The 15225-nt window shown below is 64.2% G+C and carries 16 protein-coding genes; 2 read left to right on the forward strand and 14 right to left on the reverse strand.

The genetic code is table 11. The annotated features are described in order from the left end of the window. Positions 1–32: 32 nt before the first annotated feature. From L21SP4_RS10660 to L21SP4_RS10705, 9 genes are all read right to left on the reverse strand, one after another. The gene (locus L21SP4_RS10660; protein ID WP_052882638.1) at positions 33–770 is read right to left on the reverse strand and encodes an RsmE family RNA methyltransferase; all 738 of its coding nucleotides are present in this window, start codon (positions 768–770) and stop codon (positions 33–35) included. Between the two features lie 8 nt (positions 771–778). Continuing rightward, positions 779–1978, reverse strand: a complete 1200-nt coding sequence (gene dnaJ, locus L21SP4_RS10665; RefSeq protein ID WP_052882639.1) for a molecular chaperone DnaJ — start codon at positions 1976–1978, stop codon at positions 779–781. Between the two features lie 20 nt (positions 1979–1998). Next, positions 1999–2610: a nucleotide exchange factor GrpE gene (gene grpE, locus L21SP4_RS10670; RefSeq protein WP_052882640.1), complete on the reverse strand. Its 612-nt coding sequence runs from the start codon at positions 2608–2610 to the stop codon at positions 1999–2001. A 187-nt stretch (positions 2611–2797) separates the two neighbouring features. Next, on the reverse strand, positions 2798–4249 hold the full coding sequence (locus tag L21SP4_RS10675) for a PP2C family protein-serine/threonine phosphatase (protein WP_052882641.1): 1452 nt from the start codon (positions 4247–4249) through the stop codon (positions 2798–2800). A 42-nt stretch (positions 4250–4291) separates the two neighbouring features. Continuing rightward, positions 4292–4834, reverse strand: coding sequence for an STAS domain-containing protein (locus tag L21SP4_RS10680; protein ID WP_052882642.1), 543 nt, complete (start codon positions 4832–4834; stop codon positions 4292–4294). A gap of 154 nt (positions 4835–4988) precedes the next feature. Further along, complete coding sequence (gene rsmI, locus L21SP4_RS10685; protein ID WP_052882643.1) at positions 4989–5672, reverse strand: 16S rRNA (cytidine(1402)-2'-O)-methyltransferase; 684 nt, start codon at positions 5670–5672, stop codon at positions 4989–4991. Between the two features lie 866 nt (positions 5673–6538). After that, positions 6539–7210 (reverse strand): Maf family protein, encoded by a 672-nt coding sequence (locus L21SP4_RS10695; RefSeq protein WP_074041471.1) that lies wholly within the window; start codon positions 7208–7210, stop codon positions 6539–6541. Further along, positions 7203–8165 (reverse strand): ROK family protein, encoded by a 963-nt coding sequence (locus L21SP4_RS10700; protein ID WP_074041472.1) that lies wholly within the window; start codon positions 8163–8165, stop codon positions 7203–7205. Before L21SP4_RS10700 ends, L21SP4_RS10695 begins: the two co-directional genes overlap by 8 nt. A gap of 70 nt (positions 8166–8235) precedes the next feature. Continuing rightward, entirely contained in the window at positions 8236–9108 is an 873-nt protein-coding gene (locus L21SP4_RS10705) for a CPBP family intramembrane glutamic endopeptidase (RefSeq protein WP_052882646.1), read from the reverse strand. 27 nt (positions 9109–9135) lie between these two features. Between L21SP4_RS10705 and L21SP4_RS10710 the strand changes: the two genes are divergently transcribed. Beyond that, positions 9136–9543, forward strand: a complete 408-nt coding sequence (locus L21SP4_RS10710; protein ID WP_052882647.1) for a peptide chain release factor family protein — start codon at positions 9136–9138, stop codon at positions 9541–9543. 120 nt (positions 9544–9663) lie between these two features. Here the strand turns inward: L21SP4_RS10710 and L21SP4_RS10715 are convergent, their stop codons facing one another. From L21SP4_RS10715 to L21SP4_RS10725, 3 genes are read right to left on the reverse strand one after another with little or no spacing between them, the layout of a single operon-like run. Further along, positions 9664–10650 carry an NAD(P)H-dependent glycerol-3-phosphate dehydrogenase gene (locus L21SP4_RS10715; protein WP_074041473.1) on the reverse strand — a complete coding sequence of 329 codons (987 nt, stop codon included), beginning with the start codon at positions 10648–10650 and terminating at the stop codon, positions 9664–9666. After that, on the reverse strand, positions 10647–11303 hold the full coding sequence (gene plsY / locus L21SP4_RS10720) for a glycerol-3-phosphate 1-O-acyltransferase PlsY (RefSeq protein WP_052882648.1): 657 nt from the start codon (positions 11301–11303) through the stop codon (positions 10647–10649). The genes L21SP4_RS10715 and plsY overlap by 4 nt, the downstream gene beginning before the upstream one ends. Beyond that, a complete protein-coding gene (locus L21SP4_RS10725; RefSeq protein ID WP_052882649.1) occupies positions 11303–12814 on the reverse strand; it encodes an AsmA family protein in 1512 nt (503 codons plus the stop codon). Before L21SP4_RS10725 ends, plsY begins: the two co-directional genes overlap by 1 nt. 276 nt (positions 12815–13090) lie before the next feature. Here L21SP4_RS10725 and L21SP4_RS10730 point away from each other — a divergent pair, with 276 nt between their 5' ends. Further along, a complete protein-coding gene (locus L21SP4_RS10730; protein WP_096335077.1) occupies positions 13091–14290 on the forward strand; it encodes an ATP-binding protein in 1200 nt (399 codons plus the stop codon). Between the two features lie 330 nt (positions 14291–14620). Here L21SP4_RS10730 and L21SP4_RS12985 read toward each other — a convergent pair whose 3' ends face one another. Beyond that, positions 14621–14866: a hypothetical protein gene (locus L21SP4_RS12985; protein ID WP_144413838.1), complete on the reverse strand. Its 246-nt coding sequence runs from the start codon at positions 14864–14866 to the stop codon at positions 14621–14623. Beyond that, a complete protein-coding gene (locus L21SP4_RS10735) occupies positions 14863–15162 on the reverse strand; it encodes a Druantia anti-phage system protein DruA (protein WP_052882650.1) in 300 nt (99 codons plus the stop codon). The genes L21SP4_RS12985 and L21SP4_RS10735 overlap by 4 nt, the downstream gene beginning before the upstream one ends. Positions 15163–15225: the final 63 nt, after the last annotated feature.

Raw genomic sequence — 15225 nt, forward strand, 5'->3', positions numbered from 1 at the left:
CCATGCCACACCCGCGGGTGTTATTTGAACTGCTAACCGTGAAGGAATTCATAGGCGAGGACGCTGAGACCGAAAAGCGCGGCGGTCTCCGTGCGCAGGATGCGATCGCCGAAACAGACCGGGACCGCCCCTGCTTCGATCGCGGCGCGGACTTCCTCGCCGGTGAAATCACCCTCCGGGCCGATCATCAGTCCGACGGACTCCGGCGCCGGACTCTCGCGCAGGACTTCCCTGAGGGGGCGGCGCTCCTCCTCCAGCGCCCCGATCAGCAGCCGGTCCTCGCCGCGCGCGGATTCGAGCGCCGACTCGAATCCCGCCGGCTCGGCGACGTCCGTCAGCCTGCACGCCCCGCACTGTTCCGCCGCGTTGCGCACGATGGTGCGCCAGCGGCCGGTCTTCCGCCGGCGCTGTTCCGGTTTGAGGCGCGCCACGGAGCGGCGCGCCTCGAAGGGCACGACCCGCGCCGTTCCGAGTTCGACCGCTTTCTGCAGGACGAGTTCCAGGGCGGCGCCTTTCGGCAGGGCCAGGTAGAGCGTGATGCGCGTGGCGGGCGGCGGCACGGTCCAGCGTTCGCCCACCCGGAGGACCACCGAAGATCCGGAACTCTCGATCACTTCCGCCTTCGCGGCGCGGCCCCCGCCGTCGAACACCGTCACCCGTGTGCCCGGTCGAACGCGAAGCACGGTCGACAGATGATGCGCGGCGCGGTCCGGCAGGGTGCAGCGCTCCTTTTCCCACTCCGCGGGTTCGGCGAAGCAGTGAATACGCATGGGCACGGTTACCCCTTTTCGAGTTTGTCTTTACGCTCGAAGAAGCGCCGGGCGATCTTCTGCACGCGCCGGGTTTCGGTGAACTGCTGGGGTTTGATCGAATCGCCGAGTTCACGCAGAAGCCGTTCCTGGTCCTTCCCGGTCTTTTCCGGGATCTCGATGTAGACGCGGACGTGCTGATCGCCGTAGGTGTGCCCGCGCAGGTCCTGGATCCCGCGGTTTTTGAGCCGGAAGACCTTGCCGCTCTGCGTACCGGCCGGGATCTTGAGCTTGCCCATGCCGTGAATCGTGGGGACGTCGATCTGCCCTCCGAGGGCCGCCACATGGAACGGTACCGGCACGTCGCAATAGATATCCTGTCCGTGCCGGCGGAAGAATTCGTGCTCGCGCACATGGAGAATGATGTACAGGTCGCCCGACCCGCCGCCGTGGGTCCCGCCCTCGCCCCTTCCGGTCAGCCGCAGCCGCGACCCGGTCTCCACGCCGGCCGGAATATGGAGGTCGACCTGCTTATTCGTCTTCACGCGCCCGGCCCCGCCGCACTCGCGGCAGGGATTCGAGATCACCTGTCCCGTTCCTCCGCAGGAAGGGCAGGTCTGGCGGAACTGGATCAGTCCGCCGCCCGAGGTCACGAAACCGCTGCCGCCGCAGGAGGGACACGGCTTGCGCGAGCTGCCCGGCTCGGCGCCCCCGCCCCGGCAGTGCTCGCAGGTATCCATGAGGCTCAGGTTCAGATCGCGCCGCGAACCCAGCACGGCTTCCTCAAAATCGATTTCCAGGTCGTACCGGAGGTCGGCGCCCCGCGCGGCCTCCTGTCGACGCCGCCGTCGGCCTCCGCCGCCGAAGAACTCCTCGAAGATGCCGCCGCCTCCCCCGCCGCCGGTCGCGCCCATGAAGGTGCGCAGGGCCTCTTCGAGATCGATCCCCCCGAAGTCGAATCCTCCGAAGCCGCCGGCGCCGCCGGGACCGCCGCCCTGCTGGAAGGCGCGGTGACCGAACTGATCGTAGCGGCGTTTCTTCTCCGGATCGCTCAACACCTCGTAGGCCTCGGAGACCTCTTTGAATTTCTCTTCCGCCTCATGGTCGCCCGGGTTCTTGTCCGGGTGATACTTTACCGCGAGCTTGCGGTACGCCTTCTTGATGTCGTCGGCGGAGGCGTTGCGGTCGATGCCGAGGATCTCGTAATAATCTCTTTTGGTCTCAGCCATGTCGTATCGCGATCGTTCTTTTACGGTTCCTCTTCGGGCTTCTCTTCAGGGGGGCCGCTGGAGACGACCACCTGGGCCGGCCGGATGACGCGGTCGGCGAGCCGGTAGCCGCGCCGCACCTGGTGCGTGACCTGACCCTCTTCGTGATCCGGCGAGGGCAGGTGGCTCATGGCCTCGTGCACGCCGGGGTCGAACTTTTCTCCTTCGGCGTCGACCGGCTCCACGCCGAACTTGCGGAGCGTCTGCTGAAACTGATCGTAGACGAGCTGGAACCCTTCGACGACCGCTTCGTCGGACTGGTGATCGCGTGCGGTCTTGAGCCCGATCTCAAAATGATCGAGCACGGGGAGCAGCTCCCCGAGCAGGTCCTCGTTCGCCCGGCGAACCATCTCGCCCCGCTCGCGGTTGGTGCGTTTGCGGAAATTCTCGAAGTCGGCCTGCAGCCGCAGATAGCGGTCGCGCATCTCTTCGGCTTCCTTCTGCTGCGCCCCGGCCGCATCCCCCTGTTCCGCGGCGTCCGCGGCGGGTTCCCCGGCAGCGGATGCCTGCCCGGCATCCGCGCGCGCCTCTTCCTGCACGGCCTCTTCCGCGTCTTTCTTCTTTTTCGATGAGGTCTTCTTTTTAGCGGTCATAGACTCACTCCGGGCGTTTAAATCCGCGCCGGTTCCCCGGCGGTATCGGCGGACCCGCCATTAGACCGGTTAAGGGAGGGGGGATTCAATTATTTTCTGGTTCTTCTGGATTTTTGTCACGAATAACCAAAATCCATTGGTACGGAGAACGCCTTTCTTACTCAGGGTTCAGCGCTCACGCTCAGCCTCAGTCCACCCTGAACGCGAGCAGCGTCATGTCGTCGTTCTGGGGGCGATCCCCGACGAACCGGAGTAACCGTTGACGGATATTCTCGAGCAGGGCGTCGGGGCCGTTCGGACCGGCGGTCTGGACGGCCTCTTCGAGCCGTTCCACACCCCACTCGTTATCCTCGGAATCCATTGCCTCGGTGATGCCGTCGGTGTACGCCGTCAGCAGATCGCCGGGCTGGAGCTGCTCGCGCACATCGCGGATCGCCGTCTCGAAGATATCGGCGTTGGTCAATCCGATGGCGATGCCGGGTCCGTCGATCCAGCGGCTCTCGCCGTTGCGGAGCAGGAGCGGCCGCTCGTGGCCCGCGCGTGCGACCACGAGTTCGCGCGTATCGAGGTCCAGCACCATGTAGAGCATGCTCACGAACATGTCTTCGGCGAGATCGGCGGTGACCAGGCGATTCAGCTCCGCCAGCGTCTCCGCGGGAGAGAGGTAGAGCGAAGCCTTCGCACGCAGCACGCTGCGGCAGATGGACATGATCATCGCGCCGCCGATTCCTTTGCCGGAGACATCGGCGATCACGATGCCCAGGTGCCGGTCGTCGATGCGGATGAAGTCGTAGTAATCGCCCCCGATGACCTGGGCCGGGTGGTTGAAGGCCGCGAGCTTCACGCCGGGTATATCGGGGAGGCGCTGCGGAAGCAGCATGCGCTGGATTTCGTGGGCGACGTCGAGGTCGCGATCGAGCTGCCGCTTCTGTTCGAGCTGCTCGTTCAGTCCCATGTAGTGCAGGGGGATGGCGATCTGATCCGCGAGCGACTGCAGCAGATCGAGATCGGCGCGGGTGAAGGCGGCTCCGTCGACGCGATTCGCGAGCACCACCACCCCCACCGTCTTGCGCCCGAAACGCATCGGAACGGCCATGAGGGTATGGATACGGAGAAAATCGATCCGGTGCCGGGGCACCCGTTCGTCCAGCTCGGCGTCTTCGAGCAGGATGCTGTGACCCCGGACGGCGACATCTCCGACGAGGCCCTCGCCCAGGGCGAACGCATAGGACTGGACGCTCTCCTCGATGCGCCGCGACTTGAGGATCGCCTGCCCCCCCTCCATGCCGTGTTCATCGTGGAGCGGGGGAAAAACCCCGGCCTGTGCCCGGGCCTTCAGCAGGTCGCGATCCTCGTCCAGGAGGTAGACGGCCCCGGACCGGGCCTTGCAGGTGCGCGTGGCGTAGTAGAGCGCCTTATCCATCATCTCCTGGATGTCGTAGCGCTCCGCATCCGAAAACATGTCGCCCATGTCGTGCAGAAATTCGTAGACGGTGTTCTTGCTCTGCAGCAGTTCGTCGCGCTGGCCGCGCAGGCGGGCGATATGCCGGTAGAGGCGATAGGCGAGAAAGAGCAGAGCGGCGAGCAGAAGCGGGGAGAACACGCGATAAAACCAGATGGACACAAGTTCCGCGTTCATTCGCTTTTCCTGTTCGCGTGCCGGCGCCGTACCCTGCGGGGTCTATCCGGAATGATTCATCCGGTCGAGGTCTTCACTGAGGAATTTTATGACGTTACGGAAGCGGTCGCGGTTCTGCTCGTTCAGCTCGGCCAGCGTGCGGTGCGCGCGCAGCATGATCCGGGCCTGTTCCTCGCGGCCTTCGTTGTTGCCGTTGAGATAAATGGGACGTCCCGAATCTATGGAACAGCTCTGCGAAGGAACCTGTTCGGGTTCGACCAGCTCCAGGACGCGATCGATGCCGAGGGTATGGAGCAGTTCGCGATTCTTCCGGGACAGATTGAAGAGGATGAGGTGGCCCCGGTTCGCCCGGAGCCGCTGTGAAAGCCCCGCGAGCACACCCATGAACGTGCTGTCCATGCTCACGCAGTGCGAAAAATCGATCAGCACCTGGCGCACGCCTTCTTCACGTACTTCCTTGTCCACGAAACGCTTGAGGCTTCCGCTCACCTTGAACGTCCCGCGGCCGCGCACCTCGACACACGCCTGGTCGCCCTCCACGCACGCCAGTATCTCGTCATTTTTTTTCGCGGTTTCGGAATTCATAAAACGAGCCGTCCGGGCAGGCCTTATCGCCGGGACGCATACTAACAGCATGGCGCGGCGCATCGGCAACTAAAAATGTTCGCCGCCCCGTTTTCCCCGGCCGGATCCCCTTCCGCTCACGGGGTCCGGAAGCCGGTCGGGCCGGTACGCGGACTCATGAATTTTCCGGCCCCAGGATGAGTACGCACTCACCCTTGAGCTTGCGGTCTGCGAGTGCGTCGCGCAGTTCCGCGGCTTCGGCGAGCCGGGTCTCTTCGTAGAGCTTGGTCAGTTCGCGGGCGAAAAAGACCGTGCGGTGATCGCCGCACACCGCGGCCACGTCCTTGAGAAGCGAGAAGATCCGGTACGGCGATTCGTAGAACACCACCGGAAGTTCCGTATCCTTCCAGCGTTCCAGCTCGCGCCGGCGCTTCGCGGGCTTGCGCGGCGGGAATCCCGCGAACACGTGTCCGCGGTCGCCGAACCCGCTCAGGGCCAGGGCCGTGCTCACGGCGGTGGGCCCGGGGATGCAGGTCACGAAGAGGCCCGCCTCCCTGCAGGCGCGGACCACGCGCGCGCCCGGGTCGGAGACCGAAGGCATCCCGGAGTCGCTGACCAGCGCCACGGCCTCGCCGTCGTCCCGAATGCGACCCAGCACCGCCTCGACCCTGGAGGCCTCGTTGAACCGGTGGCAGCTCACGGCGGGGGTCTTCAGCTCAAAGCGTGACAGCAGTTTCCGCACCCGCCGCGTGTCCTCGGCAAAGACCACGTCCGCCGCCCCCAGCACCTCGCACCCGCGGGGCGAGAAATCGTCCAGATTCCCGATCGGCGTCCCTATAATGTACAGTCCTCTATCCATTTCCACGGCCTCAGGAGAACATAAAAAAGGGGCGAGTAAAAGCGCGGCCACGAAAAGGCACAAAAAATGTAGACGGGGGACAAAACCGGCCACGAAAGGGCACATAAAGCACAGAAGAGCTATAGGACAGGGCTACTCAGGAGAGCAGAAGAGGAACAGGGCCGGTCACCTCTGATCCCGTCTCCCGGCATTTCTCCATTTCTTCTGAGTCTTTTGTGCCCTTTCGTGGCTCTCTATCTCCTCTGAGCCTTTTGTGCAGCAGTTCTCATTATGGCCGCATTCCGACCGCGGACGGCGTGGCAGCCGTCCCTCCCGAGTCGATATCCGACGCCTTTTTGGGCATTGGGAGGGTCGGGTGCCACCCCGACCGAAAAGGGTGAAGCCATAATGAGAATCGCTGCCTTTTGTGAGTTCTTCGTAATTTTTATGGTGAGCGGCGGCAAGTCCGCTCGCGTCAAAACGTACGCGTACTCGTACTCAGCGAAGCGGTACTCGTACTCGAATTCCTTGAATCGGGGGAGGGGGATCGCGCCTTCGGCGCTCCGAGTACGAGTACGAGTACGAGTAAGAGTACGAATTATGTTCACCCCCCCTCAACCAACCTTCATGCTCTTCATGTGAAGGTAGGGACGGACCTCCGAGCCATCCGCAAAACCGGCGCGCTTAGCCTGTCCGCCGAAGGCATAAAGGGCCGAAGGCGGAGAGATCGCGCCCCACCCGGAAATCGCAAAGATGAATGAGAAGAGCACAGGCAAAGAAATGGTGCGTTCTCTCTTACGTTCGTAGTAGGCCCGCAGGTCCGCGCAGCGGACAAGGGCCGTTACGCTCACGCGCCCGGCCTGCCGAGGGGCAGGCGTGCGGCGCTACTACGAACGTTTGTCGTCTTCCATCCCGCCTCTTCCCCGAACGGCTCCACCACAAAAATCTGCGAAGAACCCTTTTGTGCCTTTTCGTGGCCCGTCCCTTTTCTGCGCCTCTTCGAGGCCTTCGACGACCTCGCAGAGCGGGAGGCCCACGACGTTGGTATACGATCCGCGAATCGCGCGGACCATCGGCGCCGCGCCGCCCTGAATGCCGTACGCCCCCGCCTTGTCCATCGGCTCGCCGGTGCGGACATAGCGCTCGATCTCTGCCGCCGTCAGGGTTTTGAATTCGACCTCCGTAGACACGGAGAATGTTTGTTCGCGTGCTCCGGCGAGGATACACACGCCCGTGATCACGCGATGGGTGCGGCCGGAGAGCCGGCGGAGCATCGCCGCGGCCTCCCGCCCGCCGGAGGGCTTGCCGAGGATATCTCCGCGGTGAGCGACCACGGTATCCGCCGCCAGCACGACCGCATTCCCTGGAGCCGCGACCGCGCGCGCCTTCTCTGCGGCGAGCCGGAGGGCGTGCGCTTCGGGCCCCTCTCCGGCGAGCGCCGCCTCGTCGATCGCCGGAACCGCGACCCTGAAGTTCAGGCCGAGCTGTTTGAGCATACGGCGCCGCCGGGGCGAACCGCTCGCGAGCACGAGTTCGAGTTCCGCAAGATGCTCAGACATGCTGCGTCCCGGAGAGGCCCGCCAGGGCCACGGCCAGCGCGCCGCGTTCACCCAGCCGGTCGAGGCGGGTGACCTCGAGCCGACACCCGTCGTAGACGGGCTTCCAGGTATACGCCTTGAGCCTGGCCCGCAGGTCGTCCATCACCAGATCCTCTTCATGCATGGCGATCGTGCCCAGCACGGCGGCGGCCGGGTTGAAGGCCATCAGGATCGAACCGACGCCCTGGGCCATCCGTTCCATGTACTCGTCCCACCGCTCGAGCGCGTACGGGTCCCGGCGGCGCACGGCCGCGGAAAACTCGCGCATGGAGATGCGCGCCGGATCCCCGCCCGCCTCTTCGAGGATCAGCGTATCGATATGGCGGTCGACGATCTCCGCGCGCAGCCGGTCGGCCGTGGCGCGCCCGCCGCAGTAGGCCTCGAAACACCCTTTCAGCCCGCAGGAACAGGGCAGACCGTCGAGTTCCAGCGTGATGTGACCGATCTCTCCGGCGTTGTCGTTGACTCCCTGCAGGATACGGCCGGAGGAGATGATGCCTCCGCCGATGCCGGTGCTCATGGTCAGGTAGATGAACGGATCGGCTCCCGCGCACGCGCCGAACATCCACTCCGCCAGCGCCGCGGCGTTGGCGTCGTTGTTCATGTAGACGGGCGCGTCGAAGCGCTCCCTGAGCAGTGAACCGAGGTGCAGCCCGGACCAGTCCATGTTGGGGCTTGTGAGCATCCGCTGCCCGTGGCAGTCGAGCGGGCCCGGCGCGGAGACGCCGACCGCCTTCAGCCCGTCCGGCGCGTGGCGGCGGATCAGGGGGTCAATGAGTTCCGTGAGCCTGCGAAGGGTATCCTCGCCGTCCCCGGGGTCGGTCGGCACCCGCACGGCATCCAGAAGCGTGCCCTGCTCGTCGCCCACCGCGGCCGCTGTTTTGGTCCCGCCAATATCAATGCCTGCAATTGCCATCCCGTCGCCTCCCGTTTTTCATGCTCGAGATCGTCATCCGTCGTTCTCCATGGTGTTTTTCTTTCCGGATTCATCCGGAACCCAGCAGCAGCACCAGGTTTACTCCGTTAAAGCAGGCGTGCATGACGATCGAGACCCAGAGCGAGCCCGTGCGCCAGTACCCCAGACAGAACGCCGCCGAAACGAGAAAGAGCGGGACCAGCGTAGGCCCGTGCATATGCAGCAGGGCAAAGGCGGCGGAGACGGCGGCGATCGCCCAGGGCACGCCCAGATAGCGTGCCGCCGCGGGGAAAGCGATGCCGCGGAAGAAAAGCTCCTCGAAGAGGGGGCCCACGACCACGGCGAGCAGAATAAAGTACGCCATCCAGCCCGGGTGTTCCGCGGCGCGGATGATGTGGACGACCGGCTGCAGATTGACCGGCGTTCCCGCGGCGCGGAGCAGAAACTGGTAGGCGAGGCCGCCGGCCCAGATCAGGGGCATCGCGGCGAGATAGTAGCGCAGGCCGCGCAGGAACACCTTGTCCGGCCGGACGGGCCCCATCCCGAAGCACTCCTGCAGCCCCCGCCCGCTCCGGACCATGTAGAGGCCGATCAACAGCAGCCCGGCGCCGTGAAAGCACACGCTCTGCACCAGCACGGCCGCGGGTTCGGAAAGCCCCCCGCCCCATCGGCCTGCGGCTACGGTGACCATCCAGCCCAGCACGTGACACGCGGCCAGCAGCAGGAGGAGACCGAGGAATCCGCGCAGCGGCCAGGCGCGGTTGATCATCCTCCGGTTCATCCAGCGCACGTTCAACCCCGCATGCTTGCGGGTGCGGAGCCAGTACAAGTCGATAAGCACCCCCGCCAGCAGGAGGATGCCGAAGACGCACCCCGCCACGACCGGAACACGGGGGCCGGATCCGCTCGCGAGCGCCGTGATCAGAATGGAGTCTTCAAACATCGGGCGGTTCGTTATACGTTCATTCCCATGATACGTCCAGCCAAACGGGAAGCCCTGCAGCGGGAGATGACGTCGCTCGGTATCGAGGAGAGCGACCTCGAGGAGAGTTTCATTAAAGGCTCCGGAAGCGGAGGGCAGAAAATCAATAAGACCTCCTCGTGCGTGCAGCTTCGCCATATCCCCAGCGGGATCGAAGTCCGCTGCCAGCGGTCCAGATCGCGCGCCGACAACCGGTATTTCGCGCGCCGCGAACTCTGCCGCAAGATCGAGGAACAACGTAAGGGCGAAAAAAGCGAGAAACGCAGGGAGATCGAAAAAATACGCCGCGCGAAGCGGCGGCGCTCACGCCGGGCCAAAGAACGGATGCTTCAGAACAAAAAACACCAGGCGGAGAAAAAGCGGCGGCGGCGTGAGGGAGGTGAGTATTTTGAGTGAGAGACCTGAGACCTGAAACTTGAGTAAGAGACCCCTTCACTCAGGTCTCCCACTCATTTCTTACTCAGGTCTCAGGTCTCTTCACTCAGGTTTCAGGTCTCAGGTTTCCCACTCAACTCTTCACTCATTCCTCGCCTCCCGCCCCATCAGATCTTCCATCGCCCGGCGCGGATCTTTGCCTTCGTGCACGATGCGCCGGACTTCCTCCGTGACCGGCATCTCGATGCCCTGGCTTCGGGCGAGGCTGACGGCCGCCCCGCAGGTCCACACGCCCTCGGCGACCATTTTCATGGCGCCCATGACCTCGGAGAGCTTTTCCCCGCGGCCCAGCCGCTCGCCGACTGCCCGGTTCCGGCTGTGCCGGCTGGTGCAGGTCACGATCAGATCGCCCATTCCGCTCAACCCGCCGAAGGTCTCGCGACGCGCCCCCAGCGCCTCGCCCAGGCGGGCGATCTCCACCAGCCCGCGCGTCATCAGCGCCGCCTTGGCGCTGTCGCCGAGTTCCATGCCGTCGTTGATCCCGGCGGCGAGCGCGATCACGTTTTTGAGCGCCCCGCCGTATTCCACGCCGGCCGCGTCTTCGCTGGTGTAGAGCCGGAAGCGCCGGTTCATGAAGGCATCGCGGATCGCCCCCACCGCGGCGTGGTCCGCGCCGGCGACCACGGCGGCGGCGGGGTAGCCGCGCGCCACCTCCTCCGCGTGCGTGGGACCGGAGAGTGCGGCGACAAAGCGGCCGTCCAGCAGTTCCGCCGCGACCCGGGTCATTCGGCTGTAGGTCTCCTCATCGAGTCCTTTCGTGGCGCTGACCACGAGGCTGCCCGGGGGAAGGCATTCCCGGAAACGGAGGATCACGTCGCGGTAATAGCGCGAGGGTACGACCACCAGGACAAGCCCGGCCTCCGCCGCGGCCTCGCCGGGCGACGACGTCCACCGGATTTCGGGCGGGACGGGAACGCCGGGCAGGAACGTGACGTTTTCACGCTTCTCGCGGACGGCACGGAGGTTCTCTTCGAACGGTCCCCAGACGGTGACGTCGTGACCGTTGGACGCGAGCGTCATGGCGAGGGCCGTCCCCCAGCCGCCGTCCCCGATTACGCAGGCCTTCAAGAGCGGCCTCCCGAATCTTCCGGTCCGGCGGTCCTGTTCCGCAGGCTCCGCCACGGGTGAAAGCGGTGTTCCGTCCCGCTGCGCAGCCGGGCGATATTGGATCGATGACGCCACACGGCGAGCGCCGCGAGCAGCGTGAGCAGTACGGGCAGCGCCGGCCCGCTGCCGGCATACAGGAACCACCCCGCCAGCGCCACCGTCAGGGCCGCGCCGATGGAGGCCAGCGAAACGAAGCCCGAGCCGAAAAACAGGGCGGTCCATGCGAGCAGTCCGAGCAGCATCGCCGCAGGCGCCGCGCCGAGCAGTACCCCGGCGCTCGTCGCGACCCCCTTGCCGCCGCGCAGCCCGAGAAACGGCGAAAAATTATGTCCGAGCACGGCGGCCGCGCCGAAAATGATTCCCCATGCCCCCGACTGGGCAGTCCACAGCGGGAACAGGAACGCGGGCAGAAATCCCTTCAGCGCATCGAGCAGAAAGGTCAGCACTCCCCACTTCCGTCCCACGGAACGGAACACGTTGGTCGCGCCGGTATTGCCGCTGCCCGCGGCGCGGAGATCGACCCCGCGCCGCCGGGCCACCAGCAGACCGAACGGCACGCCGCCGAGCAGATAGGCGGCGATCAGCAGCAGAGCAATCCCCGGCACCGTGGCCATCAGCCGCCCCCCTCGCCGTCCGTGCGATTCGTGCGCGTTCCGGACTCCCGCTCGCGCCGGTCATCGGCGGCCTTACGAAGCAGGAACTGCAGGGAATCCCGGACCCCCTGCCTGACCGCCTCCTCGCGATTGGTCGCCTGCGCGGTCTTCTGCACTGTGCGGAGCAACTGTTCTTCCACCGTCTCCGGTTCCGGCTCCGCTTCCCGGCCCTCCCCTGCCGGCGCTTCGGCTGTGGCGGGCGTCCCCGATCCGTCGGAGGCGGCCTGATCCGGAGACGTATTCGTACGCGCTTCGGATTCTCCGCCCGCGGACGGTGCCGCATTCGTCTGCTGCCCGGTCTCGACGGTTCGGTTCGTGCCGAGGGCGAGGCCGAGGATACCCTCGAGCACCCCGCGCCCGGACCGGTCGGCCAGGTCCTTCGCGTCACCCATCCGATCACCGAGAATGCTTCGCGCGGTGTCGGTCGTAATCTGCCGCAGATTATTTCGCACGAGCCGCTGGACCGAGGATTTCCAGTCGACGACCGGCTTGCGCACACTCCCGCGCACGGGCAGGTCGAGCCGGACCTTCGAGAGGTGAAGCGGGGTTCCTCCCGTTAACTTCCCGCTGAACGACACGTCCGCAAGTTCCAGCCCCAGGGTGGAGCCGGGCTCGAACTCGCCCTCCTGCGCCGCAACCTTCATGGTGACGGTAAAGGGCGCCGTACTCAGACCGGCCCGGGGCAGCCATCGGTCGATCAACTGGGGACTGAGGTCGGCGATCCGGCCCTCCAGACTGAAGGTCGGTGCGGCGGGATCGACGAGGGGCTCCACGGTCGCATTGACATTGACCTCGGACACCTTATCGCCGACGCGGAGGTCGCCCATGAGGTAGATCTCGCCGGGGGGCGTTTCCTTCGCCGGGCGGGTCGAGAGGTTCCGGCCGCGTATCCGGTAATCGAAGGCCAGGGGCGGGAGGTTAGTTCCCGCGCGGTCTTCCAGGGTCACCGCGCCATCCGCTTCCAGCGTACCCAGCGCCAGCGGCGGGGACGCCGCTCCGACCGATTTCCCGTCCTCCCCTTCCTCTTCCGGGGCCGGCGTGTCCGGCTTCCCTGCCGCCGTCGCCTGCTGAAGGTCCCGAATGAACTCGACCGCGTTCAGGCGACCCTCCCGGTCGCGGACGAGATTCAGCTGCAGATCCGTGAGGACCACCCGGTGAATGCGGCGGGTATCATCGCCCAGGAACGAAAACAGTTCGACGGCGGCCTCGGCGTGTTCGACCGTCAGCAGATCGCCGCCGACGAAGGCGGGCGGATTGCGGACCGCTACTTCTTCCAGTGTTATGCGCCCGGCCAGCGGGGCGACCGCCGCATGCTCCAGCGAAAGCTCGGCCTGAGTCTTCCGCTGCACCTCGGGCAGCACCCGGTCGCGCACGGTACCGGTCAAGCCGTATTTCAGGAACAGTACCGCCGCCGCCATTAGCACGATCAGCACCAGCGCGAATATACCGATCAGACGCAAGAACATCTTCACATTCCCCTCTCCTTCCGGACCCTGATGACATATCACATCCGGCTCTCGCGACGCGAGAGCCTTCTTGTCGGGACGTATACCCGGATCGGAACCGAGCTTCACCCCAGGGCACAGAGAACGGTTGGACTCGACGGCGGTACTTCGTCCGCTGAAGTGACGGGTTCGAACCAACTTTTCTCTCGCCAGGCCGCCAAGGTCGCCTTCGACTGTAATGTCAGATCCCGAACCGCCGAATAATTCTTTACTTACTCACTATATTGAGTAATTTTACTCACCATGAAGATTAAATATAAAAGAGCCTATTTTGACGTCCTGCTGGAAAGGCTGCAGGGTCCGCGCCGTTTCATTCAGATCCTGTTCGGTCCGCGTCAGGTTGGGAAAACGACCCTCATCGGCCAGGTCCTTGAGGCGACGGACCGATCGTTCGTTTTTGCCGCAGCCGATGCCGAGGCCCGTGCAGACCGCTTATGGGTGGCCCAGCAATGGGAACGGGCTCGGCTGAAGGCGCAACGGCATCCCGACCAGACCATCCTGCTCGTGCTGGATGAAATTCAAAAAATCAGCAACTGGAGCGAAACCGTCAAAAAGATGTGGGATGAGGACTCGCGGACCGGTTGCGCCATTCAGCCGGTGTTGCTGGGCTCATCCGCCCTGCTACTCCAGAAGGGAATGTCGGAATCGCTCGCCGGACGATTCGAACTGATCCGCGTTCCGCATTGGTCGTATTCAGAAATGCGTTCGGCGTTCGGCATCACGCTGGATCAGTACATCTATTTCGGCGGCTATCCCGGGCCGGCGGAGCTGCTTTCCGACGAATCGCGCTGGAAGCAATATGTGCGCGATGCGCTCATCGAACCGGCCATCACGAAGGACGTCCTGCTCATGACGCGCATCGACAAACCCGCCCTGCTTCGCCAACTGTTTCATCTCGGCGCCGTCAACTCCGGAAGGGTGATCTCCTACACCAAACTGCTGGGGCAGCTCCAGGACGCCGGAAACACCACTACGCTCGCCCACTATCTGGAACTGCTGGATACCGCGGGGCTGCTCTGCGGACTGCAGAAATTCACGGCAAACACGATCCGTACGCGCGGATCGAGCCCAAAACTTCAGGTACACAACACGGCCTTAATGTCGGCATTGAATCCGGATCCCTTTGAAACCGTCCGGGAAACCCCCGACCGGTGGGGACATTTTTTCGAATCGTCGGTGGGGGCGCATTTAACCCGTATGGCCTTTGAACACGGGCTCGGCCTTTTTTACTGGCGACACGGGAATGATGAAGTCGACTTTGTTCTCACCCGCGAAAAGCGGCACCTCGCCATCGAAGTCAAAAGCGGCCGGAAACGAGATGCACTGAACGGGCTGAAAAAGTTTAACGCGCAATTCACGCCACACCGGACCCTGGTGATCGGGACCGGCGGAATGCCTGTCCGGGAGTTTTTCGAAACCCCGGCTCACGCCCTGTTCCAATAGCCGCTCCTCCTGCGCGTCCCTGAGCATTCATCGGACTCAGGGCAAAGCGCGTCCTCCGGGCGCACCGGATGCGCCGGCCCCATTAGGGTCACCCCTATTCGAGCAACAGCCGCTCTACGACCTGATCCATTGATCGGGGGTCCCGATTCGGAAGTCAGAGAAAGCGGTTCGATTACGTGTATCCGGGTAAGTGTTGCGGTGAAGAATGCGGTTAAGGGTTCGTGGAAGGGCGCAGTCCACACTTCAGCGGACCCTTCGTCGCCCACTTAACCGCCACCTTTACTCGGATACGCTTAATCGACCCGTCTTAAACGGCCTGTCACGGCGTGGTCACGAACGGGCCGTGAGCATGGAGTAAGCTTTGGAGGGGTCGGCAGCGACGCCCTCAACGAATCCGGTAAGGGTGGAGTGAGCTTGCTGTTCATTGAAGAAGAACAGCGCCAGATTTCTGAGCATGGCAAGCGATGCCACGATGGCAGGGTTTCGACTGCGGGTCTTGTCTTCGAGCAGACAGGCATCCTTGCGCCAGGGGTTGCGGCTTTCGATACCCCCCCCAGTGTCCGCGAATGAGTTCAAGCCAGGTTCGGATGCGCCCCACGATCAACCAGCAGTGTGAAACGCCGATTCTGCACAATCAGCTTCTGACGCAGGGCGCGTTGAGGGCCGCTCCAGCCAATATAGGCGTCGCGATCCTTCAGCCGATAGGCCGCTGACCCCCAGAGAAACAAAGCCATCCATTCACCATAGGCCTCCACCAACCGCATGGTATCCCCGCCGGCATGTCCTTCTCCCATGTAGTGGAACTTCCCGGCCAATTCCTTGATATGTTCGGCCCGAAAACATTGCAACAGCCGCTCTACGACCTGATCCATTGATCGGGTATCCCGATTCGGAAGTCAGGAAACAGGCATGCCAGATGCGCTTCACCGCAGTCT

The sequence above is a fragment of the Kiritimatiella glycovorans genome, from assembly GCF_001017655.1.
GTDB classification, from domain to species: domain Bacteria; phylum Verrucomicrobiota; class Kiritimatiellia; order Kiritimatiellales; family Kiritimatiellaceae; genus Kiritimatiella; species Kiritimatiella glycovorans.